The 23,264-nt window shown below is 70.4% G+C and carries 25 protein-coding genes; 19 read left to right on the forward strand and 6 right to left on the reverse strand.

Annotation, left to right across the window (positions count from 1 at the left end; genetic code table 11):
• Positions 1-15: 15 nt before the first annotated feature.
• From argC to ACWFRU_RS26805, 5 genes are read left to right on the forward strand one after another with little or no spacing between them, the layout of a single operon-like run.
• On the forward strand, positions 16-1,044 hold the full coding sequence (gene argC / locus ACWFRU_RS26785) for an N-acetyl-gamma-glutamyl-phosphate reductase (protein WP_453690696.1): 1,029 nt from the start codon (positions 16-18) through the stop codon (positions 1,042-1,044).
• A complete protein-coding gene (gene argJ, locus ACWFRU_RS26790; protein ID WP_453690697.1) occupies positions 1,041-2,195 on the forward strand; it encodes a bifunctional glutamate N-acetyltransferase/amino-acid acetyltransferase ArgJ in 1,155 nt (384 codons plus the stop codon). Before argC ends, argJ begins: the two co-directional genes overlap by 4 nt.
• Positions 2,192-3,142 carry an acetylglutamate kinase gene (gene argB / locus ACWFRU_RS26795; protein WP_453690698.1) on the forward strand — a complete coding sequence of 317 codons (951 nt, stop codon included), beginning with the start codon at positions 2,192-2,194 and terminating at the stop codon, positions 3,140-3,142. The genes argJ and argB overlap by 4 nt, the downstream gene beginning before the upstream one ends.
• Complete coding sequence (locus tag ACWFRU_RS26800; RefSeq protein WP_453690699.1) at positions 3,139-4,347, forward strand: acetylornithine transaminase; 1,209 nt, start codon at positions 3,139-3,141, stop codon at positions 4,345-4,347. Before argB ends, ACWFRU_RS26800 begins: the two co-directional genes overlap by 4 nt.
• Before the next feature lie 7 nt (positions 4,348-4,354).
• Positions 4,355-4,909: an arginine repressor gene (locus ACWFRU_RS26805; protein WP_160503870.1), complete on the forward strand. Its 555-nt coding sequence runs from the start codon at positions 4,355-4,357 to the stop codon at positions 4,907-4,909.
• A 77-nt stretch (positions 4,910-4,986) separates the two neighbouring features.
• On the opposite strand, the gene ACWFRU_RS26810 is transcribed toward ACWFRU_RS26805, so the two are convergent.
• The 3 genes from ACWFRU_RS26810 to ACWFRU_RS26820 all read right to left on the reverse strand — a co-directional run bounded on the left by ACWFRU_RS26810 (position 4,987) and on the right by ACWFRU_RS26820 (position 7,372).
• Positions 4,987-5,952: a bile acid:sodium symporter family protein gene (locus ACWFRU_RS26810; RefSeq protein WP_453690700.1), complete on the reverse strand. Its 966-nt coding sequence runs from the start codon at positions 5,950-5,952 to the stop codon at positions 4,987-4,989.
• Between the two features lie 115 nt (positions 5,953-6,067).
• Complete coding sequence (locus ACWFRU_RS26815) at positions 6,068-6,781, reverse strand: L,D-transpeptidase family protein (RefSeq protein WP_453690701.1); 714 nt, start codon at positions 6,779-6,781, stop codon at positions 6,068-6,070.
• A 3-nt stretch (positions 6,782-6,784) separates the two neighbouring features.
• The gene (locus ACWFRU_RS26820; protein WP_453690702.1) at positions 6,785-7,372 is read right to left on the reverse strand and encodes a pyridoxamine 5'-phosphate oxidase family protein; all 588 of its coding nucleotides are present in this window, start codon (positions 7,370-7,372) and stop codon (positions 6,785-6,787) included.
• 138 nt (positions 7,373-7,510) lie between these two features.
• Between ACWFRU_RS26820 and argH the strand changes: the two genes are divergently transcribed.
• From argH to ACWFRU_RS26840, 4 genes are all read left to right on the forward strand, one after another.
• Positions 7,511-8,941, forward strand: a complete 1,431-nt coding sequence (gene argH, locus ACWFRU_RS26825) for an argininosuccinate lyase (protein WP_453690703.1) — start codon at positions 7,511-7,513, stop codon at positions 8,939-8,941.
• A gap of 97 nt (positions 8,942-9,038) precedes the next feature.
• A complete protein-coding gene (locus ACWFRU_RS26830) occupies positions 9,039-10,013 on the forward strand; it encodes an aldo/keto reductase (RefSeq protein WP_453690704.1) in 975 nt (324 codons plus the stop codon).
• Positions 10,014-10,095: 82 nt separating this feature from the next.
• Positions 10,096-10,647 carry a TetR/AcrR family transcriptional regulator gene (locus ACWFRU_RS26835; RefSeq protein WP_453690705.1) on the forward strand — a complete coding sequence of 184 codons (552 nt, stop codon included), beginning with the start codon at positions 10,096-10,098 and terminating at the stop codon, positions 10,645-10,647.
• Positions 10,644-12,185, forward strand: a complete 1,542-nt coding sequence (locus ACWFRU_RS26840; protein WP_453690706.1) for an MFS transporter — start codon at positions 10,644-10,646, stop codon at positions 12,183-12,185. The genes ACWFRU_RS26835 and ACWFRU_RS26840 overlap by 4 nt, the downstream gene beginning before the upstream one ends.
• 70 nt (positions 12,186-12,255) lie before the next feature.
• On the opposite strand, the gene ACWFRU_RS26845 is transcribed toward ACWFRU_RS26840, so the two are convergent.
• A complete protein-coding gene (locus ACWFRU_RS26845) occupies positions 12,256-12,876 on the reverse strand; it encodes a lysophospholipid acyltransferase family protein (protein ID WP_361056899.1) in 621 nt (206 codons plus the stop codon).
• A 455-nt stretch (positions 12,877-13,331) separates the two neighbouring features.
• Between ACWFRU_RS26845 and ACWFRU_RS26850 the strand changes: the two genes are divergently transcribed.
• The 3 genes from ACWFRU_RS26850 (at position 13,332) to ACWFRU_RS26860 (ending at position 15,629) form a co-directional block, all read left to right on the forward strand.
• Entirely contained in the window at positions 13,332-14,498 is a 1,167-nt protein-coding gene (locus ACWFRU_RS26850; RefSeq protein ID WP_453690707.1) for a glycerophosphodiester phosphodiesterase, read from the forward strand.
• Positions 14,499-14,572: 74 nt separating this feature from the next.
• Positions 14,573-15,088 carry a sigma-70 family RNA polymerase sigma factor gene (locus ACWFRU_RS26855; protein WP_453690708.1) on the forward strand — a complete coding sequence of 172 codons (516 nt, stop codon included), beginning with the start codon at positions 14,573-14,575 and terminating at the stop codon, positions 15,086-15,088.
• Positions 15,089-15,125: 37 nt separating this feature from the next.
• Positions 15,126-15,629 (forward strand): GNAT family N-acetyltransferase, encoded by a 504-nt coding sequence (locus ACWFRU_RS26860; RefSeq protein WP_453690709.1) that lies wholly within the window; start codon positions 15,126-15,128, stop codon positions 15,627-15,629.
• On the opposite strand, the gene ACWFRU_RS26865 is transcribed toward ACWFRU_RS26860, so the two are convergent.
• Entirely contained in the window at positions 15,626-16,048 is a 423-nt protein-coding gene (locus ACWFRU_RS26865; RefSeq protein ID WP_453690710.1) for a hypothetical protein, read from the reverse strand. The genes ACWFRU_RS26860 and ACWFRU_RS26865 overlap by 4 nt on opposite strands.
• Before the next feature lies 1 nt (position 16,049).
• On the reverse strand, positions 16,050-16,409 hold the full coding sequence (locus ACWFRU_RS26870) for a hypothetical protein (RefSeq protein WP_365820967.1): 360 nt from the start codon (positions 16,407-16,409) through the stop codon (positions 16,050-16,052).
• 92 nt (positions 16,410-16,501) lie between these two features.
• Between ACWFRU_RS26870 and ACWFRU_RS26875 the strand changes: the two genes are divergently transcribed.
• The 7 genes from ACWFRU_RS26875 to cbiE all read left to right on the forward strand — a co-directional run bounded on the left by ACWFRU_RS26875 (position 16,502) and on the right by cbiE (position 23,169).
• On the forward strand, positions 16,502-17,149 hold the full coding sequence (locus ACWFRU_RS26875; RefSeq protein ID WP_453690711.1) for an HAD family hydrolase: 648 nt from the start codon (positions 16,502-16,504) through the stop codon (positions 17,147-17,149).
• A gap of 406 nt (positions 17,150-17,555) precedes the next feature.
• Positions 17,556-18,617: a methionine ABC transporter ATP-binding protein gene (locus ACWFRU_RS26880; RefSeq protein ID WP_453690712.1), complete on the forward strand. Its 1,062-nt coding sequence runs from the start codon at positions 17,556-17,558 to the stop codon at positions 18,615-18,617.
• Positions 18,614-19,342: a methionine ABC transporter permease gene (locus tag ACWFRU_RS26885; protein ID WP_453690713.1), complete on the forward strand. Its 729-nt coding sequence runs from the start codon at positions 18,614-18,616 to the stop codon at positions 19,340-19,342. Before ACWFRU_RS26880 ends, ACWFRU_RS26885 begins: the two co-directional genes overlap by 4 nt.
• A 56-nt stretch (positions 19,343-19,398) precedes the next feature.
• The gene (locus tag ACWFRU_RS26890; RefSeq protein ID WP_453690714.1) at positions 19,399-20,235 is read left to right on the forward strand and encodes a MetQ/NlpA family ABC transporter substrate-binding protein; all 837 of its coding nucleotides are present in this window, start codon (positions 19,399-19,401) and stop codon (positions 20,233-20,235) included.
• 2 nt (positions 20,236-20,237) lie between these two features.
• On the forward strand, positions 20,238-21,062 hold the full coding sequence (locus tag ACWFRU_RS26895) for a MetQ/NlpA family ABC transporter substrate-binding protein (RefSeq protein WP_453690715.1): 825 nt from the start codon (positions 20,238-20,240) through the stop codon (positions 21,060-21,062).
• Between the two features lie 135 nt (positions 21,063-21,197).
• Positions 21,198-21,839, forward strand: coding sequence for a GNAT family N-acetyltransferase (locus tag ACWFRU_RS26900; RefSeq protein ID WP_453690716.1), 642 nt, complete (start codon positions 21,198-21,200; stop codon positions 21,837-21,839).
• A gap of 118 nt (positions 21,840-21,957) precedes the next feature.
• A complete protein-coding gene (cbiE, locus tag ACWFRU_RS26905; RefSeq protein ID WP_453690717.1) occupies positions 21,958-23,169 on the forward strand; it encodes a precorrin-6y C5,15-methyltransferase (decarboxylating) subunit CbiE in 1,212 nt (403 codons plus the stop codon).
• The last annotated feature ends 95 nt before the right edge of the window (positions 23,170-23,264 follow it).

Consider the following 23,264-nt stretch of genomic DNA (forward strand, 5'->3'; position numbering starts at 1 on the left):
CAAGAGGAGGGTTCCATGGCGGTACGTGCAGCAGTGGCGGGAGCGAGTGGGTACGCGGGCGGTGAATTGCTGCGGCTGCTGCTCGTCCACCCCGAAGTGGAGATCGGCGCCCTCACCGGCAACTCGAACGCGGGCCAGCGTCTGGGCGCGCTGCAGCCGCACCTGACGCCGCTCGCCGACCGTGTCCTGGAGCCGACCACCGCCGAGGTGCTCGCCGGTCACGATGTCGTCTTCCTCGCCCTGCCCCACGGCCAGTCCGCCGCCGTCGCCGAACAGCTCGGCCCGGACGTCCTCGTGGTCGACATGGGCGCCGACTTCCGGCTCAATGACGCGGCCGACTGGGAGAAGTTCTACGGCAGCGAGCACGCCGGGACCTGGCCCTACGGCCTGCCCGAGCTGCCCGGCGCCCGCGCCGCCCTGGAAGGTTCCAAGCGCATCGCGGTGCCCGGCTGCTATCCCACGGCCGTCTCGCTCGCGCTCTTTCCCGCGTACGCCGCCGGGCTCGCCGAGGCCGAAGCGGTGATCGTCGCCGCGTCCGGGACCTCGGGCGCGGGCAAGGCCGCCAAGCCGCATCTGCTCGGCTCCGAGGTCATGGGCTCCATGTCGCCGTACGGCGTCGGCGGAGTCCACCGGCACACCCCCGAGATGATCCAGAACCTCTCCGCCGCCGCGGGCACCCCCGTCGCCGTCTCCTTCACGCCCACCCTGGCCCCGATGCCCCGCGGCATCCTCGCCACGTGCAGCGCGAAGGCGACGCCGGGAGTCACCGCCGAGAGTGTGCGGGCCGCGTACGAGAAGGCCTTCGCCGACGAGCCCTTCGTCCGGCTGCTCCCCGAGGGGCAGTGGCCCGCGACCGCGGCGGTGTACGGCTCGAACGCCGTGCAGATCCAGGTCGCGTACGACGAGGCGGCGGGGCGCGTCATCGTGATCAGCGCCATCGACAACCTCACCAAGGGCACCGCGGGCGGCGCCCTGCAGAGCATGAACATCGCCCTCGGCCTCGACGAGGCCACCGGGCTCTCTACGATCGGAGTCGCGCCGTGAGTGTGACGGCAGCTAAGGGATTCACGGCGGCGGGCATCGCCGCCGGGATCAAGGAGAACGGCAACCCGGACCTGGCCCTCGTGGTCAACACCGGGCCCCGCCTGGCCGCCGCGGGCGTCTTCACCTCCAACCGCGTCAAGGCCGCCCCCGTCCTCTGGTCGGAGCAGGTCGTCAAGGGCGGACTCGTCTCGGCCGTCGTCCTCAACTCCGGTGGCGCCAACGCCTGTACGGGCCCGCAGGGCTTCCAGGACACGCACGCCACCGCCGAGAAGGTCGCCGAGACGCTCGACCTGAACGCCGGCGAGGTCGCCGTCGCGTCGACGGGCCTCATCGGCGTCACGCTCCCCATGGACAAGCTCCTGCCGGGCGTCGAGACGGCAGCGGCCGAACTCTCCGCGCACGGCGGCGAGAAGGCCGCCATCGCCATCAAGACCACCGACAGCGTGCACAAGACGGCCGTGGTCACCAAGGACAACTGGACGGTCGGCGGCATGGCGAAGGGCGCGGGAATGCTCGCCCCCGGACTCGCCACGATGCTCGTCGTCCTGACCACGGACGCCGACCTGGAGGCCGACGTCCTGGACAAGGCCCTGCGGGACGCCACGAAGGTCACCTTCGACCGGGTGGACTCCGACGGCTGCATGTCGACGAACGACACAGTGCTGCTTCTCGCCTCCGGCGCTGCTCAAGTCGCCCCGGAATACGCCGAGTTCGCCGAAGCCGTCCGTACCGTCTGCGACGACCTCGCACGCCAGCTCATCGGCGACGCCGAGGGCGCGAGCAAGGACATCCGGATCGAGGTCGTCAACGCGGCCTCCGAGGACGACGCCGTCGAGGTGGGCCGCTCCATCGCCCGCAACAACCTCCTCAAGTGCGCCATCCACGGCGAGGACCCGAACTGGGGCCGGGTGCTCTCCGCCATCGGCACGACGAAGGCCGCCTTCGAGCCGGACCAGCTGAACGTCGCCATCAACGGCGTATGGGTCTGCAAGAACGGCAGCGTGGGTGAGGACCGCGACCTCGTCGACATGCGCTACCGAGAGGTCAAGATCACCGCCGACCTGGCGGCAGGCACCGCCGAGCCCGTCGTGATCTGGGCCAACGACCTCACCGCCGACTACGTCCACGAGAACAGCGCGTACAGCTCATGAGCGGCAGCACGAGCGGCAATCCGACCGCGCGGAAGCACACCGCGCTCCCCAAGGCACAGATCCTCATCGAGGCGCTGCCCTGGCTGACCCGGCACCGCGGCAAGACCGTCGTCATCAAGTTCGGCGGCAACGCCATGGTCGACGAGGAGCTGAAGGCCGCGTTCGCGCAGGACGTCGTCTTCCTGCACCACGCGGGCCTCAAGCCCGTCGTCGTGCACGGCGGCGGCCCGCAGATCAGCAAGGCCCTCGACCGGCACGGCATCGTCAGCGAGTTCAAGGCAGGCCTGCGCGTCACCACCGAGGACGCCATGGACGTCGTACGCATGGTGCTCGCCGGACAGGTGCAGCGTGAGCTCGTCGGGCTGCTCAACCAGCACGGCCCGCTCGCCGTCGGCCTCACCGGCGAGGACGCGCACACCATCACCGCCACCAAGCACCAGCCCCGCATCGAGGGCGAGTTGGTCGACATCGGCCGCGTCGGCGAGATCACCGAGATCGACACCGGCGCCATCGAGGCGCTGCTCGCGGACGGCCGTATCCCGGTCGTCTCCTCGATCGCCCGCTCCCAGGACGACGGACATGTCTACAACGTCAATGCTGATACGGCGGCTGCGGCACTTGCGGCTGCGCTGGACGCCGAAACCCTGATGGTCCTCACGGACGTCGAGGGCCTTTACGAGGACTGGCCGAACAGCGACGAGGTGATCAGCCGCCTGACCGCCAAGGAGCTGGAGAAGCTCCTGCCCGAGCTGGCCAGCGGCATGGTCCCGAAGATGGAGGGCTGCCTGCACGCCGTGCGCAACGGCGTCGAGACGGCCCGCGTGATCGACGGCCGGGTCCAGCACTCGATCCTGCTCGAGATCTTCACCGACGAGGGCATCGGCACGATGGTCGTGCCCGACGCGCCCGGCGTATCCGACGACGCGACAGAGGGGGAAGCGGCATGACCGGCAACGAGGAGCTGACCAAGCGCTGGCAGGATGCGCTGATGGACAACTACGGCACCCCCAGGCTGCCCCTCGTCCGCGGCGCGGGCAGCAAGCTCTGGGACGCCGACGGCAAGGAGTACGTCGACTTCGTCGGCGGCATCGCGGTCAACGCGCTCGGCCACGCCCACCCGGCGGTCGTCGAGGCGGTCAGCACCCAGATCGCCTCCCTGGGCCACGTGTCGAACCTCTTCGTCGCCGAGCCGCCGGTCGCCCTGGCCGAGCGGCTGCTCCAGCTCTTCGGGCGCGAGGGCCGGGTGTACTTCTGCAACTCCGGCGCCGAGGCCAACGAAGGCGCCTTCAAGATCGGCCGCCTGACCGGGCGTTCGCACATGGTCGCCACGGACGGCGGCTTCCACGGCCGGACCATGGGGGCGCTCGCGCTCACGGGCCAGCCCGCCAAGCAGGAGCCGTTCCTGCCGCTGCCCGGCGACGTCACCCACGTGCCGTACGGCGATGCCGAGGCCCTGCGGGCAGCGGTCACCGAGGAGACGGCCCTTGTCGTCATCGAGCCCATCCAGGGGGAGAACGGCGTGGTCGTGCCGCCCGCCGGCTACCTCAAGGCGGCCCGCGAGATCACCAAGGCCACCGGAACCCTCCTCGTCCTCGACGAGGTGCAGACCGGAATCGGCCGTACCGGCCACTGGTTCGAGTACCTCGCGCACGAGGGCGTGCAGCCCGACGTCGTCACGCTCGCGAAGGGTCTCGGCGGCGGTCTGCCGCTCGGCGCGACGGTCGCGTTCGGCGCGGCGGCCGAGCTGCTCAAGCCCGGTCACCACGGGACGACGTTCGGCGGGAACCCCGTGGCGTGTGCCGCGGGACTCGCGGTGCTCGACACGATCGAGGCCGACGGACTCCTGGAGAACGTGAAGCGGGCGGGCGAGAAGCTGCGCGACGGAATCGAGTCACTCGGGCACCCGCTGGTGGGCCATGTCCGGGGCGCGGGCCTGCTGCTGGGTATCGTGCTCACCGAGCCGCTCGCGCCCCAGGTGCAGCAGGCGGCTCAGGACGCCGGCTTCCTGGTGAACGCGCCCGCCCCTGATGTCGTACGGCTGATGCCGCCGCTGAACGTGCGCGACGACGAGGTGGACGCGCTCATCGGGGTCCTGCCAGGCGTGCTTGACCAGGCCACCGCGGCCGACGGGGACGGACGATCCGGAGAATGAGACGACGATGAGCCAGGCGCAAGGCAACGAGCACGCGGAACACCCGGATCACGCCGGGCCCGCCGTGCCGCAGACCCGCACCGCACGCCACCGCCGGATCGTGGACATCCTCAACCGGCAGCCGGTGCGCTCCCAGAGCCAGCTGGCGAAGCTGCTCGCCGACGACGGCCTCACGGTCACCCAGGCGACGCTCTCGCGGGACCTGGACGAGCTGAACGCCGTGAAGATCCGCAACGCCGAGGGCGACCTCATCTACGCGGTGCCGAGCGAGGGCGGCTTCCGCACGCCGCGCGCGCCGCTGGGGGAGTCCGCCAAGGAGGAGCGGATGCGCCGCCTCTCCGCGGAGCTCCTGATCTCCGCGGAGGCCTCGGCCAACCTGGTGGTCCTGCGGACGCCGCCGGGCGCGGCCCAGTTCCTCGCCTCGGCGATCGACCAGGCGGAACTGCACGACATCCTGGGAACGATCGCGGGCGACGACACCCTGATGCTGATCAGCCGGGAGGCCACGGGGGGCCAGGCGCTGGCCGATCACCTGCTCAGGCTGGCGTCGAACGAGCACTAGCCGGGCCCCTGGCCTTGGCCCCCCCTGTCACCGGCTTCGCCGAGTTCGTCCTCAATCGCCGGACGGGCTGAGTCTCTTCAGCCCGTCCGCCGTGCCCGGTGCGCCATCCACGCGGCGACCAGCGCCCCCGAGATGTTGTGCCACACGGAGAACACGGCGGCGGGCAGTGCGGCGAGCGGGCTGAAGTGGGCGGTGGCGAGTGATGCCGCGAGCCCCGAGTTCTGCATGCCGACCTCGAAGGCCATGGCACGCGACGCGGGCGGCCCGAGCCGGGCCAGCTTGCCCGCGCCGTAGCCGAGCGCGAGGCCGAGGCCGTTGTGCAGGACGACGGCGACGAACACGAGCAGGGCGGCGGACTTGATGGCCGCCGCGCTGCCCGCCACCACCACGGCCACGATGACGGCGATGGTCAGCGCGGACAGCCACGGCAGCGCGCTGAGCACCCGCCCGATGTAGCGGCCGAATAGCAGGCGTACGACGAGACCGGCGAGGACCGGGAGCAGCACGGTCTTGAGGATGTCGGTGACCATCGATCCCGCGTCCACGGGCAGGTACTCGCCCGCCAGGAGCAGGGTCAGCGGCGGCGTGATGAGCGGCGCGAGCACGGTCGAGACGGTCGCCACCGAGACGGACAGGGCCACGTCGCCGCGCGCCAGGTAGGTCACCACGTTGGACGCGGTCCCACTCGGCGCGCAGCCCACGAGGATCACGCCGGCCGCCAGTTGCGGCGAGAGCCCGAGCGCGTGGGCGATCAGCCAGCCGAGCCCCGGCATGATCACGTAGTGCGCGACCAGGCCGAGTGCGACGGCCCAGGGCCGCTTGACGACGCCCTGGAAGTCGAGCGGGGTCATGGTGAGCCCCATGCAGAACATCACGAGCCCCAGGAGGTACGGGACGTTCGTGCCCCAGCCCTTGAAGGTGTCCGGCGTCAGCAGGCCGAGCGCGCCCGCGGCGAGCACGAGGACGGGGAAGACCGTGACGGCGAGGCGGGCCGCCCTGTCGCCGCTCTTCGTTGAACTGGGGATCGTCTGTTCGGTTTGCACCCGGCGATGCAACGCCGCCGCGCAGCACGGCGCAAACCCGTCTCGATATGTGGTCGCTACACGGAGCTGGCGCGGACGGGCGGCCGAGCGTGGTCGTGCCGTCCGGCGTGGTAGCTCAGTAGCGCGTGATGTCGGTCGCCCCCGACGCCGTCCCGATCGCCATGTGCGGCCGCCGCTCCGGCTCGGCCCAGTCCAGGATGCGGGCCATGGCCCCGCCCGGCACGGACACGCAACCCGCCGTCGCCCCGCGGCCGTTGACGTGTAGGAAGATCCCGGCGCCGCGGCCGCGCACCGGGCGGTCGTAGTTGAAGCTGATCACGAGGGCGTGCGTGTACTGGGGGTCGTACGTGATGAGGTGCTCGGACTCGGCGGCGCGGCAGTCGGCGGGGCGGGGCTGGGTCCAGCGGTTGTAGGAGCGGGAGTCGTTGTCCTGACACCACCAGGAGTCCTTGGTGACCCGGCGGTACGGATAGGTCGTGCCCGACGGCTCGGCCCTGATCCCGAAGGCGTACGGGAGGCGGAAGAGCCCGGTGGGGGTCGTGTTGGTGCCCTGCTTGCGGGAGCGGCCCTCCGCCAGGCCGTTCGCGCCGAAGCGTGCCGCCACCGACCCGGTCTTCGTCCAGCGCCCGCCGCGCCGGTCCCACCAGGTGACGGTGCCGGTGGTGGAGCCGGTGCGTGCGGCCTCGGCGGTGATGAGCTGGCTGCCGCCGCCCGTGTCGGCCATCCGGTCCGGCAGCGGCGGGGCCGTGCCCGGCGCGGCCCCGAGGGTTCCGGTGACGGCGAGCACGAGGGCGGCTGCGGAGGCGAGAACGGCGGCACGGGGGCGCATGGCTCAGACCGTAGTGGGGGGCAGGGGCAACGGCAGGCCCGGCAGGCCGTCGATGCTCCGTGCGATGTACTCCTTCTTGCTGAAGTAGGCGTTCAGCGACGCGTCGTCCTCGCGGGCGAAGCGCTTGGCGTGCAGATCGCGGTCCTCGTCGTACGACATGAAGGGCACCGCGTATCCGCAGGTGTCGCGGATGAGTTCGGCCGTCACGACGATGATGGCGCGCAGGCCGTGCGGGGTCGGGTCTATGTCGGGGAAGTGCCCGAGGAGTTCCGCCCAGCGCGGGTCGTCGCGGAAGACGGGTTCGCCGCGCCCGTGCACGCGGACGATGTTCGGCGGGCCCTGGAAGGCGGTCCACATCAGGGTGATGCGGCCGTTCTCGCGCAGATGCGCGACCGTCTCCGCGTTGCTGCCCGCGAAGTCCAGGTAGGCGATGGTGAGATCGTCGATGACGGCGAGTGAGCCGGTGAGGCCCTTGGGCGAGAGGTTGATCGTGCCGTCGTCGGCCAGCGGCGCGGTGGCGGTGAAGAAGACGGGCTGAGCCTCGATGAAGGAGCGGAGCCTGCCGTCGATGCGTTCGTGAGTCTTTCCCATGGTCAGGGATTATTCGCCGAGATACTTCGCCTGTCTAATGACTTCACGCGCCGCCGCACGCCATGGCTGGATTGACGAAACATACGGAGTTCTGCATACTCATGCATGACGGCGATTGCAGGCTAAGGAGTACGTGAAGTGAGCAGCAACAACGGCGGTGACGTCCGGCTCTGGGGCGGCCGGTTCGCGGACGGCCCGGCCGAGGCCCTGGCCAAGCTGTCGGCGTCGGTCCACTTCGACTGGCGCCTCGCGCCGTACGACATCGCCGGGTCCCGCGCCCACGCGCGCGTGCTCCACAAGGCGGGGCTGCTCACCGAGGACGAGCTGACCCGCATGCTGGGCGGCCTCGACCAGCTCGAGGCCGACGTGGCCGATGGCTCCTTCGTGGGCACCATCGCCGACGAGGACGTCCACACCGCCCTGGAGCGGGGCCTCCTCGAACGCCTCGGGGCCGACCTCGGCGGCAAACTGCGCGCGGGACGCTCGCGCAACGACCAGGTGGCGACGCTCTTCCGGATGTATCTGCGGGACCACGCCCGCATCATCGGCGGCCTGATCGCCGACCTCCAGGGCGCGCTCGTCGGCCTCGCCGAGGCACACCCCGACGTCGCCATGCCGGGCCGTACGCACCTCCAGCACGCCCAGCCCGTGCTCTTCGCGCACCACGTGCTCGCGCACGTCCAGTCCCTCTCCCGGGACGCGGAACGCCTGCGGCAGTGGGACGAGCGGACGGCCGTGTCGCCGTACGGCTCGGGTGCGCTCGCGGGGTCCTCGCTCGGTCTCGACCCGGAGGCCGTCGCCGCGGACCTCGGCTTCGAGCACGGCTCGGCCGCCAACTCCATCGACGGGACGGCGTCCCGGGACTTCGCGGCGGAGTTCGCCTTCATCACCGCGATGATCGGCGTGAACCTCTCCCGGATCGCCGAGGAGATCATCCTCTGGAACACGAAGGAGTTCTCCTTCGTCACGCTCCACGACGCCTTCTCGACCGGCTCGTCGATCATGCCGCAGAAGAAGAATCCGGACATCGCCGAGCTGGCGCGCGGCAAGTCCGGGCGGCTCATCGGCAACCTGACGGGCCTGATGGCCACGCTCAAGGCGCTGCCGCTCGCGTACAACCGCGACCTCCAGGAGGACAAGGAGCCGGTCTTCGACTCCTGCGACCAGCTCGAGGTCCTGCTCCCCGCCTTCACCGGCATGATGGCGACGCTCACCGTGCACCGCGAGCGCATGGAGGAGCTGGCCCCGGCCGGCTTCTCGCTCGCCACGGACATCGCCGAGTGGCTGGTCAAGCAGGGTGTGCCGTTCCGTGTGGCACACGAGGTCGCGGGCGAGTGCGTCAAGGAGTGCGAGGCGAACGGCATCGAGCTCGACCAGCTCACGGACGAGCAGTTCGCCAAGATCTCCGAGCACCTGACCCCCGAGGTCCGCACCGTCCTGAACGTCCCCGGCGCCCTGGCATCCCGCAACGGCCGCGGCGGCACCGCCCCCTCGGCCGTCGCCGCCCAGCTCGCCGAGGTCAAGGCCGATCTGACGGTCCAGCAGGAGTGGGCCGCGGCGCGTAAGTGACGCCGGGGCAGCGCGTGCCGCGTTGACGTGGGCATCGCGGGTTACGTTGGTCGTTCTTCCGCAGGAAGCCGAAGGAGCCGACCGAACGGAGCCCGCGATGCCTTTCGCACGTCTGGCCGCAGCGACCACCCCCACCGCCCACATCGGCTTCGGCCTGGCCGCCGTCGGCAGGCCCGGCTACATCACGCTCGGCCGCGACGCCGACCTGCCGCCCTCCCGCAGTGTCGAGGCCCTGCGCGAACGCACCCTCGAACTCCTAGATGCCGCCTACGCGTTGGGCGTGCGGTACATCGACGTGGCGCGCTCCTACGGCCGCTCCGAGGAGTTCCTCGCCGACTGGCTGCACGCCAGGCCCGACATCCACGACGTCGTGATCGGCAGCAAGTGGGGCTACACGTACACGGCCGCGTGGAACGCCGACGCCGCGGGCCCGCACGAGGTCAAGGACCACAGCCTCGCCGCGTACGTCCGCCAGCGCGAGGAGAGCGCCCAGCTGCTCGGCGAGCGGCTCGACCTCTATCAGATCCACTCCGTGACTCCGGAGAGCCCCGCCCTCACCGACAAGGAACTGCAGGCCAAGCTGGCCGAGTTGGCGTCCACGGGCGTGACGGTCGGGCTCTCCGTCAGCGGTCCCCGGCAGGCGGCCGCGATCCGCGCCGCGCTCGAAGTGACCGTCGACGGCGAGCCGCTCTTCCGTACGGTCCAGGCGACGTACAACGCCCTGGAGACGTCGGCGGGCCCCGCGCTCGCCGAGGCCCATGACGCGGGGCTCACCGTGCTGATCAAGGAGGCCATGGCCAACGGCCGCCTGGCCGGCCCGCAGGCTCCGGCCGCCCTGCGCGAGATCGCCGAAGCCACCGGGTTCGGCTGTGACGCCGTCGCCCTCGCCCTGGTGCTCCGGCAGCCGTGGGCGGGCGTGGTCCTCTCCGGCGCCGCCACCTCCGTTCAGCTCGTCTCCAACCTGCACGCGGCGGCCGTGGACCTCGACGCGGGGCAGCTGGAGCGGCTCGCGGGCCTGGTGGAGGAACCCGCCGCGTACTGGGAGCGGCGCGGGCAGCTGCCCTGGCACTGAGAAAACCCCGTAGGCCACCCTCTGCTGAGAGGTATGCGTATCCCATGAGACAAAAAAGTCTCATGTGGCTTATGGTTGTCTCATGTCAGTCGATCGCGATCAGGTGCTGCGCAGCGCCGCGGCGCTCCTCACCCGCAAGGGCTCGGCCACGATGGACGAAGTGGCGCGCGCGGCGGGGATCAGCCGCGCCACCCTGCACCGCCACTTCGCCGGGCGCGACGCCCTCGTGCGCGCCCTGGAGGAGCTCGGCATCCAGGAGTGCGAGGCCGCCCTGGAGGCGGCCAGGCTCGGCGAGGACAGCGCCCAGGAGGCACTGCGCCGCCTGGTGAAGGAGATCCAGCCGGCCGCGGGCCTGCTCGCGTTCCTCGTCACCGAGAACCAGCTGTTCGAGGACGACGCCCCGCACGAGGGCTGGTCCCGGCTCGACGACAGCATCGGCGCCCTCTTCCGGCGCGGCCAGGAGAGCGGAGAGTTCCGCATCGACCTGAGCCCCGTCTGGCTCACGGAGGCGCTGTACGGCCTCATCGGCGCGGGCGCCTGGGCCGTACTGGACGGCCGCGTGGCCGCCAAGGACTTCACACACATGATCGCCGAGCTGCTGATCGGCGGCGCACAACGGAGAGTGGAACCATGACCAGCATCGAACAGCGGACCGCGTCGGCGGAGGTCGAGCGCAGCCCCGGCCGCTGGCTCGCGCTCGCCGTGCTGGTCCTGGCCGTGCTGCTCGTCGCCGTGGACGCGACGGTGCTCGGCCTCGCCACCCCCTACATCAGCGAGGACCTCAAGCCGACCGGCACGCAGCTGCTGTGGATCGGCGACGTGTACTCGTTCGTCATCGCCGGTCTGCTCGTCTCCATGGGCAGCCTCGGCGACCGCATCGGCCGCAAGAAGCTCCTGCTGGTCGGCGCCGTCGCCTTCGGCGCGGTCTCGGTCCTGAACGCCTACGCGACCACGCCCGAGATGCTCATGCTGGCCCGCGCGCTGCTCGGTGTCGCGGGTGCGACGCTGATGCCGTCCACGCTCGCGCTGATCCGCAACATCTTCCACGACCCCCGCGAGCGCAGCCTCGCGGTCGGCATCTGGGGCGCGATGGCGTCGGCGGGTGCGGCCGTCGGTCCGGTCGTCGGCGGCTTTCTGCTCGAACACTTCTGGTGGGGCTCGGTCTTCCTGATCAACCTGCCCGTGATGGCGGTCCTGGTCGTCGTCGGCATCAAGCTGCTGCCCGAGTCGAAGAACCCGGCGCCGGGCCCGTGGGACCTGATCAGCGTCGTGCTCTCGCTCATCGGCATGATCGCCGTCGTGTACGCCATCAAGGAGGCGGCCGCGCACGGCGTCCGCTGGGACATCGGGGCGGCGGCCGTGCTCGGCGTGGCGGCGCTCACCTGGTTCGTACGGCGCCAGCTCACCCTGAACGCACCCCTCCTGGACATGCGGCTCTTCCGCAACCGGGGATTCTCCGGGGCGGTCCTCGCCGACCTCCTCACCGTGCTGGGGCTCTCGGGCCTGGTCTTCTTCCTCTCCCAGTTCCTGCAACTGGTCCAGGGACGGCGGCCGTTCGAGGCGGGCCTGGCCGAACTGCCCGCCGCGGTGGGCGCGGTGGCGGCCGGTCTGATCGCGGGCGTGGTCGCGCGGCGGTTCTCCGTGCGCGCGGTGGTGGCCGGCGGACTCGCGGCGGTGGGCATCGCCTTGGCGGCGCTCACCACGCTGGAACAGAGCACCGGCTATCCGCTGCTCGGCGCCTCGCTCCTGGTCGTCGGCATCGGCGCGGGTTTCTCGTTCACGGTGACCGCCGACGTCATCCTCTCCAGCGTGCCCAAGGAGCAGGCCGGTGCCGCGTCCGCGGTCTCGGAGACGGCGTACGAACTGGGCGCCGCCCTCGGCATCGCCCTGCTCGGCTCCATCGTCACCGGGGTCTACCGCGACTTCACCGCCCCGGCGGGCACCCCGCCCGAGGTGGCCGCGGCGGCGCACGAGTCGCTGGGCGGCGCGGTGGAATCCTCCGCGAGCCTGCCCGCCCACGAGGCCCAGGCCATGCTGGCCTCGGCCCAGGACGCCTTCGTCGACGGCCTGCGCCTGGCGGCGGGCGTGGGCGCGGGAGTACTCATCGCCACCGCGGTGGCGGCATGGTTCCTCCTGAAGGGCTCAAAGCTGGAGGACGGCGTCGAGCACTAGTCGTTGACCGCTGACACGAAGGAGGGCCGTACCCCGTGGGGTACGGCCCTCCTTCGTGCGTCACGTACCGTCAGGCGGCCTTCGCCTTTGTGGCGTACATGTCCACGTACTCCTGACCGGAGAGCTGCATGACCTCCGTCATCACGGAGTCCGTCACGGCGCGCAGCACGTAGCGGTCGCGGTCCATGCCCTCGTAGCGCGAGAACTCCATCGGCTCACCGAACCGGACCGTCACGCGGCCCGGGCGCGGCAGGCCCTTGCCGCCGGGCTGGAGCTTGTCCGTGCCGATCATCGCGAAGGGGACGACGGGCGCGCCGGTCATGAGGGTCAGCCGGGCGATGCCGGTGCGGCCGCGGTACAGGCGGCCGTCGGGGGAGCGGGTGCCTTCGGGGTAGATGCCGAAGAGCTTGCCCTCCTCCAGCACGCGCCGCCCGGTCATCAGCGCGGCGACACCGCCGTGGCCGCCGTCGCGGTCCACGGGGATCATGCCGGAGCCGGTGAAGAACCAGGCCATGAGGCGGCCCTTGAGCCCCTTGCCCGTGACGTACTCGTCCTTGCCGATGAAGTACACCGGGCGCGGGCAGACGAGGGGCATGATCATCGAGTCGATGAACGTGAGGTGATTTCCGGCCATGATGACCGGGCCAGTACCCGGAATGTTCTCGGCGCCTTCCACCCGAGGGCGGAACATCAGACGCAAGATCGGTCCGAGCACAGCCTTGATGAGCGCGAGACGGGACAACGGGCCCTCCGGTGTCAACGGGTCGACGACGAGTATGTGCAGGTGAGGACGATACTCGCGGGTCCACGCTCACCGCACATCGGGTTCACGCACTGGATACGCAGAGTTGACATGCAGGTGCGTGGTGTAGCCCTCGGACCGCTCTCCCTGTGATGACGTTATCTCCGTGTGCCCCATGTGGCGCGTCCTAGTGGTCCTTGTCACGCACCGAGGTCACGCGCTGCCACGGAGTTCCGACGCGGTACGCGCGCACCGATGCCCACCGAAAGGACCCCACCCCGCACACCAGTCGCCATCCGGCGTCACCCTTACGTTCGGTCCAGGGTCTCCCGTCCGTCACGTGAGGCCACCTACGATCGTGCCGCTTTGTCAGGTGCAAGGCAGTACATCGGGAGGAGCGCTCAATGGCCACACAGAAGTCGGGTCGGTCGGGGTCGGGGGAGCGGAGCCCGGGGCGACGCGCGGTACTGGGAGCGGCGGTCCTCGGGGCGGGCACCGCCGTCGTGGGGCTGCCCGGCGTGGCGAGAGCCGACGCCAGGCACGGGCACGGGCACAGAGACCTGCCGGTGCCCACGGTCGTCGCGCACCGCGGCGCCAGCGGTTACCGGCCCGAGCACACGCTCGGCGCGTACCAGCTCGCCCTCGACATGGGCGCGCACGTCATCGAGCAGGACATCGTGCCCACCAAGGACGGCCATCTCGTATGCCGTCACGAGAACGACATCACCGCGACCACGGACGTCGCCGCGCACCCCGAGTTCGCGTCCCGCAAGACCACCAAGTCGGTGGACGGCACCTCGTTCACCGGCTGGTTCACCGAGGACTTCACGCTCGCCGAGCTGAAGACGCTGCGCGCCAAGGAGCGCATCCCCGGCACCCGCCAGCGCAACACCCTCTACGACGGCCGCTGGGACGTGCCGACCCTGGAGGAGGTCCTCCGGTGGGCCGACAAGCAGGGCCGTGAGCGCGGCAAGCGGGTCTGGCTGCACATCGAGACCAAGCACCCCACGTACTTCCGCAAGCTGGGCCTCGGCCTGGAGGAGCCGCTCGCCAAGCTGCTCCGCAAGTACGGCCGCCACAAGAAGAGCTCGCCCAACTTCCTGCAGTCCTTCGAGCCCAGCAGCATCCAGCGCCTGAACAAGCTGGTCGACGCGCCGCTCGTGGTGCTCCTGTCCTCCGCGGCCTCGCGCCCCTGGGACTTCGTCGAGGCGGGCGACCCGCGCACCGTCGCCGACCTCATCAAGCCCGAGGGCCTGAAGTGGATCGCGTCGTACGCGCAGGGCATCGGCCCCACGCTCGACCTGATCATCCCGAGGAAACCGGACGGCAGCCTCGGCACCCCGACCACCCTGGTCGACGACGCGCACAAGGCGGGCCTGATCCTCCACCCGTACACGATGCGCAACGAGAACACCTTCCTGCCCGCGAACTTCAGGAAGGGCACCGACCCGGCGGCCTACGGCGACGCCTTCGGGGCCTTCAAGGCGTACTTCGAGACGGGCATCGACGGGATCTTCTCCGACAACTGCGACACCGCGCTGCTCGCCCGCGAGGACTTCGTCAACGGCTGACCGCCCGGCCCCGGTTGGGGTGACAGACGCCCGCCCCGGCAACCTCCTGCCGGGGCGGGCGCGTCACGCCCTGCATGACTCACTCGCTCATCCCCACGCTGCGCCCGCTCCTCGCCGCCGAGGCCTCCGCCGCGGCGCACGGCTCCGGCGCCGACCCCGGTGACCTGGAACAGGCCGTCTGGCTGCGGCTGCTGGAACGGATGGACGCCGCCGACCCACCCGCCGACCCGGCCACCTGGCTGCGCGCCGCCGTCGCCTCCGAGGCGCGCCGCACCCGCCGTACACAGGAGCGCGAGGTGGCGTACGCGGCCGAGCCCGCCGACGACTCCGAGTGCGGGCCCGAGCAGCGCGCCCTGCGGGCCGACCGCGACCGCACCCTGCACGCGGCGGTGCGCAAACTGCCCGGCCGGTGCCCCGGACTCATGGCGGCGCTCCTTTCCCCCAAGGACCTCACCTACCGGGAGATCGCAGGTGAGTTGGGAATGTCACAGGGCAGCCTGGGGCCTGAACGTTCCCGTTGCCTGGGATGCCTGCGCAGAATGCTCGCGGCGGAGGTTGCAGCTCCTGACCCGCGGGGAATGGAGCGATAGACAACCGGCGGAGCAGGTGAGCGGGAGGCATGCACACATGGGCATGAGCGTGACCATCTCGGAGGCGGGCGGACAGGACGCCGAGAAGATCCTCAAACTGCAGTACCTGTGCTACCAGAGCGAGGCCGAGCTGTACGGCGACTATTCGATCGAGCCGCTCACGCAGTCCCTCGACTCCATCAAGGCCGAACTGACCACCGGGAACGTGCTGGTGGCCCGCCTCGGGGACGAGGTGGTCGCGTCGGTGCGCGGCACGGTCGACACCGACGGAACGGCGCGGATCGAGAAGCTCATCGTCCACCCCAGGATGCAGCGCCACGGCCTGGGCGGCCGGCTCCTGAACGCGATAGAGGGACGCCTGGGCGCGGGCGGCACCGCCAAGTGCTTCCAGCTCTCCAGCGGTCACCGCAGCGAACAGAACCTCCAGCTCTACCGCAAACACGGCTATACGGCCGTGAACACCCGGCACGTGAACGACCGGCTCACACTGGTCACACTCGCCAAGGAGTCCGCCGCGCAGGCCTATGTGACCCGGGCCTAGCGCCCCGCTTTCCGCGCCTTGTTCAGCCAGAAGATCGCCGTGACCGGGAGGATCACCGGGATGAACAGATAGCCCATCCCGAAGTCCGACCACACCGTGGCGTCGGGGAAGGCGGACGGCTCGACGAGCGTCCACGTCCCCACCGCCAGGACGCCCACCAGCTCGGCGGCGCAGCACACCAGCGCCGCCTTGCGGGCCTTCTCGCCGCCGCGCACGAGCGAGTACGTGATGAAGCCGTAGACGAGACCCGCGAGCGCGGACAGCGTGTACGCGAGCGGGGCCTTGTGGAAGTCCGACGAGATCTGCACGGCCGAGCGCGACACGGCGCCGACCACCATCACCCCGTACAGCCACACCAGAAGGATGCCCGGCCCGGTGATGAGCCTCTGCTTTCGCCGCGCGGGTTCGGTCACCGTCACCTCAGCCTCCCCAGATGTCGTAGAGCCGCACCTGGAGCACGGCGAGGACCACGCCACCCGCGGCGACCGTGATGGAACCCCAGCGGGTGCGCTCGGCCAGGGACATGAAGCCCGCCGCCGGGATACAGGCGAAGGAACCGATCAAGTACGCGATGAAGATCGTCATGCCCTGCTCGGGCTTCTCGCCCCGCGCCAGCTGGACGATGCCGACGATCAGCTGGACCGTGGCCAGGAAGGTCACCACGCCCATGCCGATGAAGTGCCAGTCCTTGGTCGGCTGGTCCCGGTAAGCGGCGAAGCCGCACCACGCGGCGAGCGCGAGCGCGGCCACGGCGGTCGCGATCGTCAGGGCAACAAGCATGCCGTGACTTTATTACGGGCCCTATGACCCGATGCGCGCACCCCTAAGACCCCATGCGCCTGCCCCTGAGGTGCCCCGTACGCTCGGACATCATGAAGATCCACGCTGAAGCGCTCCTGTTCGACAACGACGGCACCCTCATCTCCTCGATGGAGTCGGTGTACCGCTGCTGGACGCGCCTGGCGCAGGAGTACGGGATCACCGCCGAGGAATTTGCCAAGGTGGAACTGCACGGCCGTCCCGCCGCCGAGATCATCGCCGACATGCTGCCCGCCGAGCGCGTGGCCGAGGCCGTCGCCCGCATCGAGGAGCTCGAGGTCTCGGACGTCGCGGGCGGCGTCGTGCTGCTGCCCGGCACCCGTGAGCTGCTCGCGTCCCTGCCCCCCGAGCGCTGGGCCGTCGTCACCTCCGCCGGGCGGCGCCTCGCCGAGGCCCGGCTCGCGGAGGTCGGCATCGACGCCAAGATGGTGATCGCCGCCGACGACATCACGCGCGGCAAGCCCGACCCGGAGCCCTTCCTGCTCGCGGCCGCGAAACTGGGCGTCGACCCGGCGCGCTGCGTGGTCTTCGAGGACGCGCCCGCGGGTCTCACGGCGGGACGCGCGGCCGGGATGACCACCGTGGCGTTGGCCACAACGCACACCGCCGGCGAGCTCACCGCCGACGTCGTGGTGAAGGACCTGTCGGCCGTGTCCGCACAGGCCACCGAGGGCGGCGTGGAGATCACCGTCGCGGGCTGAACGGCCGCCCCCGACGTCCGTACCTGTCCACCGGCTGTCCGTATACCGGACAGCCGTGGCGGTGCGTGACCGCACGCGTGTTTTACTGGTCCACATGACCACGACGAGCAGCCGCACCCCTGCGACCGAGGCGATCACGACGCCCGGTGCTCGTTGTATGTGTCGAATGTGCGCCTTCTGAGGGCCCCCGCACCACTCTTGAGCATCGCGCCCCGAAGCGAAGCCGCTGTGCCGCGCCCCTGTGCGACGTACGCCTTACCGGCGGACGAGACGTAGGAAGCGAGCCTGCCCCGCGCACACCTCCTCCGGTTCCTTTCGCCACCGCGAGAAACCGTGCCGCGTTCCCCACGAATGCCCCGTGCCCGGCGAAAACCGCGCCGCGCACTCGACAGTGACGGAAACCCCTGTGATCACCACTTCCGGCCTGACCAAGGTCTACCGCTCACGCGGTCGTGAAGTAACTGCCCTCGACGGCGTCGATCTGCATGTCCGCGAAGGCGAGGTGTACGGCGTCATCGGCCAGTCCGGCGCCGGAAAATCCTCGCTGATCCGCTGCGTGAACCTTCTGGAGCGCCCTACCGCCGGCACCGTCAGCGTCGCCGGCCAGGACCTCACCGCCCTCGCGGGGCGCGGCAGCCGCGCGAGCAAGGACCTGCGCCGGGCGCGCAGCCGCATCGGCATGGTCTTCCAGCACTTCAACCTGCTGTCCTCGCGCACCGTCAAGGACAACATCGAGCTGCCCCTGGAGATCCTCGGGCTCAGCGGCGCCGAGCGCTCCCGCAAGGCCCTCGAACTCCTCGACCTGGTCGGCCTCGCCGACAAGGCGAAGTCCTACCCGGCGCAGCTCTCCGGCGGCCAGAAGCAGCGCGTCGGCATCGCCCGCGCGCTCGCCGGCGACCCGAAGGTGCTGCTCTCGGACGAGGCGACCAGCGCTCTCGACCCGGAGACCACGCGCTCCATCCTGAAGCTCCTGCGCGACCTCAACCAGCAGCTCGGCCTGACCGTCCTGCTGATCACGCACGAGATGGACGTCGTCAAGAGCGTCTGCGACTCCGCCGCCCTCATGGAGAACGGGCGGATCGTCGAGTCCGGCACCGTCACCGAGCTGCTCGCGACGCCCGGCTCCGAGCTGGCCGCCGCGCTCTTCCCGGTCAGCGGCGCGGCCACGGGCGCCGACCGCACCGTCGTCGACGTGACCTTCCACGGCGAGGCCGCGACCCAGCCGGTCATCTCCCAGCTGTCGCGCACGTACAACATCGACATCTCGATCCTCGGCGCCGCGATGGACACCGTCGCGGGCAGGCAGGTCGGCCGCATGCGCATCGAGCTGCCCGGCCGCTTCGAGGAGAACGTCGTGCCGATCGGCTTCCTGCGCGAGCAGGGACTGCAGGTCGACATCGCGGGCGAGGACCCCGTGACCACGCCCGAGGACGACGCCACGCTGCTGGTCAAGGAAGGTGCCAAGTGACCTGGTCGGAGATGCAGCCCCTGCTGGAGCAGGCCTGTTGGGACACCCTCTACATGGTCGGCTGGTCGACGCTGATAGCCGTCGTCGCCGGACTTCCGCTCGGCATCTTGCTTGTCCTCACGGACCGCGGCGGGCTGCTGCAGAACACGGTCGTGAACAAGCTCATCGGGCAGATCGTGAACATCGCGCGCTCGATGCCCTTCATCATCCTCATGGTCGCCCTGATGGGCTTCACGCGCTGGATCACCGGCACGACGATCGGCCGCGAGGCCGCCATCGTGCCGCTCGCGATCGGTGCGACGCCGTTCTTCGCGCGGCTCGTGGAGACCGCGGTGCGTGAGGTCGACGGCGGCCTCGTCGAGGCCGTGCAGTCGATGGGCGGCAACACCTGGACCGTCGTACGCAAGGTCCTCGTGCCGGAGGCGCTGCCCTCGCTGATCTCCAGCACGACCACGACGATCGTCACGATCATCGGCTACTCGGCCATCACCGGCGCCGTCGGCGCGGGCGGCCTCGGCGACATCGCCATCCGCTACGGCTACCAGCGCTTCGAGACCGAGCTGATGTGGATCACCGTCGGTGTCCTCGCCGTCGTCATCTCGATCATCCAGTTCGCGGGCGACTACGCGGCCCGCAGGCTGCACCGGCGCGGCGGCCACTCGGGCGCCGCCCCCAAGCTGCGGCTGCTCAAGCTCAAGACGCCGCCCCCGACCCCGTCGGTCTGAACTCACCCCGCACACCCCATCGCGGGGCGTACCACCCATGGAGAAAGGCACTTTTCGTGCGTAACACCGCCAAGATCACCACCGCTGTCCTCGCCACCGGCGCCCTCACCCTCGGGCTCTCCGCGTGCGGCTCCGACAAGGGCTCCGCCGCGGGGGACAAGGACGGCCCGCTCATCGTCGCCGCCACTCCCACGCCGCAGGGCGAGATCCTCGACTACGTCAAGAAGAACCTGGCGAAGAAGGCCGGTCTCGACCTCGACGTGCGCGAGTTCACCGACTACGTCACGCCGAACACCGCCGTCGAGCAGGGCGAGGTCTTCGCCAACTACTTCCAGCACAAGCCGTACCTGGACGACTTCAACAAGAAGAACGGCACCGACATCGTGCCCGTCCCGAACGCGACGGTGCACCTGGAGCCGCTCGGCGTCTACTCCAAGAGCGTCAAGAAGCTCGACGACCTGAAGAAGGGCGCCACGGTCGCCCTGCCGAACGACACCACCAACGAGGCCCGCGCGCTCAAGCTCCTGGCCGAGAACGGCCTGATCGAGCTCAAGAAGGGCGTCGGCTACGAGGCCACCCCCAAGGACGTCTCGAAGAACCCGAAGAACCTCAAGTTCAAGGAGATCGAGGCGGCCCAGGTGCCCCGCTCCCTCGGCGACGTCGACGCCGCGGTGATCAACGGCAACTACGCCCTGGAGGCCAAGCTCAGCCCGGCCAAGGACGCCATCGTCGCCGAGCCCGCCAAGGGCAACCCCTACGGCAACTTCCTCGCCGTGAAGAAGGGCGACGAGAACGACCCGCGCGTGAAGAAGCTCGCCAAGCTCCTCACCTCGCCCGAGGTCAAGAAGTTCATCGACGACAAGTACGACGGCGCCGTCGTCGCGGCGTTCTGATCATGCGTACGCCCGTCATCGCGGCCGCGGGAGCACTCGCCCTCACGCTCGGGCTGACCGCGTGCGGCAGCGGATCCGGCTCGGGAGGCGGCGACGGTGACACGCTCACCGTCGGCGCCACCCCGACCCCGGCCGGCGAGGTCCTCACGTACATCAAGCAGAACCTCGCGGAGAAGAAGGGACTCGACCTGCGGATCACGGAGTTCACGGACTACGTCACGCCGAACACCGCGCTCCAGGAAGGCTCCCTCGACGCCAACCTCTACCAGCACACCCCGTACCTCGAGGACTTCAACAAGTCCAAGAAGACGGAGCTCACGCCGGTGACCGAGGTCTATCTGCCGCCGATGGGGGTGTACGCGAAGAAGGCGAAGGACGTCACCGAGCTGCCCGCCGGTGCGACCGTCGCCATCCCCAACGACACCACCAACGAAGGCAGGGCGCTGCAACTCCTCGCCTCCAAGGGCGTCATCGGGCTCAAGAAGGGGGCCGGTTCGACCGCCACCCCCGGGGACATCACGTCCAACCCGAAGAAGCTCACCATCAAGCCGCTGGAACCCGCCCAGCTGCCCCGCTCCCTGGAAGACGTCGAAGCCGCGGTCATCAACAACAACTACGCGCTCGACGCCGACCTCAGCCCCAAGAAGGACGCCATCCTTCTTGAGTCGTCCAAGGACAATCCGTACAACAACGTGCTCGCCGTCAAGAAGGGCGACGAGGACGATCCCAGGGTCGAGAAGCTGGCCGAACTGCTCACTTCACCCGAGGTGAAGCAGTTCATCAAGGACAAGTACAAGGGCTCCGTCCTGCCCGTCGAAACAAGCTGACACACAGTCCGTTTCCGTCCCCACCACGGGGTCCGCTCCTGATGAAGGAGCGGACCCCGTGGTGCGTTTGCGCGCCGACATGCTGCATGCTGGGCTCTTCAGCAGGCCCGAGGGTTCCAGGTTACGGAGCAGCGCATGACTACCTTCCCCGATATCTCCATCAGCACGGAGCGGTTGGTGCTGCGCCCGTTCGAGGAAGCCGACGTCTCCGCGTACGCGGAGATGATGAACGACGAGATGGTCACCGCCTGGACCTCCGTGCCCCAGCCCTACACCGAGGACGACGCCCGCGACTGGATCAACCGCCTCGCGCCCGCCGAGCGCACCGAGGGCCACGGCATCGCCCTGGCCGTCACGGAGTTCCTCACCCAGCGCCTGGTCGGCATCGTGCAACTGCGCGACACCGACTGGCGCGTACGCTCCTGCGAACTCAAGTACGTCGTCGCCCCCTGGGCCCGCGGCGAGGGCTACGCGTCGGAGGCGGCGCTCGCCACCGCCCAGTGGCTCTTCAACGACCAGCGCTTCGAGCGCATCGAGCTGCGCACCGCCGCCGACAACACCGCGGCGCAGCAGGTCGCGCAGAAGATCGGCTGCATCAGTGAGGGAGTCCTGCGGGGCGCCTGGATAGCGCGTACGCGAAACGGCGGGGACCCCTTCGGCGGCTGGATCGAGGTCCGCACCGACCTCATCGTGTGGAGCCTGCTCCCCGAGGATCTCGAAGGAGTCGGCGAGCAGCTCGCCGACAGCGGGTTCACGGCTTTCTCCGACTGGAACTGACCCCACAAGCACCTCAGGGCCCCACCAGGTACGCTCGCCCCTGGCCGCACGCGGTTGCCCCCTACACGCGACACCCGGCCTCTCAGACATTCCGCGAGAAACCAGGAGACAGACGACGATGGCCGACCGCGTCACGGTGATCGGCTGGGACGGTTCGCCGCTGACCGCCGCGGCGCGCTCGGCGCTCGGCGCCGCCACACTCGTCGCGGGCGCCGCCCACCACCTCGCGCTGACCGCGGTCCCGCCGGGCGCGGAACGGATCCGCCTGGGCAGCGTGAGCCTGGCCGCCCGCCGCATCGCCGCCCACCGCGGCACCGCCGTGGTCCTCGCCGACGGCGACCCCGGGTTCTTCGGCGTCGTACGCACGCTGCGCGCCCCCGAATTCGGCCTCGAGGTCGAAGTGGTGCCCGCCGTCTCCTCCGTCGCCCAGGCCTTCGCCCGCGCCGGGATGCCCTGGGACGACGCCGAGGTCGTGGTCGCCCACCCCCGCACGCTGCGCCGCGCCGTGAACGTCTGCCGCGCGCACTCCAAGGTCGCCGTCCTCACCTCGCCCGGCGCGGGCCCGGCCGAGCTCGGCCTGCTCCTCCAAGGCGTGCACCGCACCTTCGTGATCTGCGAGGAGCTCGGCACCGAGCGCGAACAGGTCACCGTCCTGACCTCGGACAAGGCCGCCGACCACACATGGCGCGACCCGAACGTCGTCATCGTCATCGGCGGTCCGGCCCCCACGACCGACACCGGCTGGATCGCGGGCCGCGATCCGGGCACCCCGCGCGGCTGGGCGCTGCCCGCCCCCGCCTACGGCGGCGACGCCCACCTCGGCGAGGGCGAGAGCGACCGGCTGCGGGCCGTCCAACTCGCCCGCACCGGGCCGCGCGTGGGCGACCTGGTCTGGGACATCGGCTGCGGCAGCGGCGCCTTCGCCGTGGAGGCGGCACGTCTCGGCGCCGCCGTCATCGCCGTCGACGCCGACCCCGACGCCTGCGCCCGCACCACGGCGGTCGCCCGCCACTTCGGCGTACAGCCGCAGATCCTGCACGGGACCGCGCCGCACGTACTCGAAGACCTGCCCGAGCCCGACGTCGTACGGATCGGGGGCGGGGGAGCCGAGGTGGTCTCCGCCGTCGCCGACCGCCGCCCCGCGCGCATCGTGACGCACGCGTCCACCCGCGACGACGCCGAACTCATCGGCAGGGGCCTGACGGAGCACGGCTACACCGTCGAGTGCGCGCTGCTCCAGTCCGTCGAACTCGACACGCGCGCGTGGACGGAGCGGGAGCGGACCGTGGTCTTCGTGCTCTGTGGACAGTTGCCCGATCGCGCCCCGTGACCCTGCCGCCGCACGGTGCGGGGTAGGCTGGCCGATCGTTGTACCGCACCGAGTGTCCGGCAAATAGTTGGTCAATGTCCGGAAAGCTCGCCCGT

This window comes from Streptomyces sp. NPDC055099 (assembly GCF_053607685.1).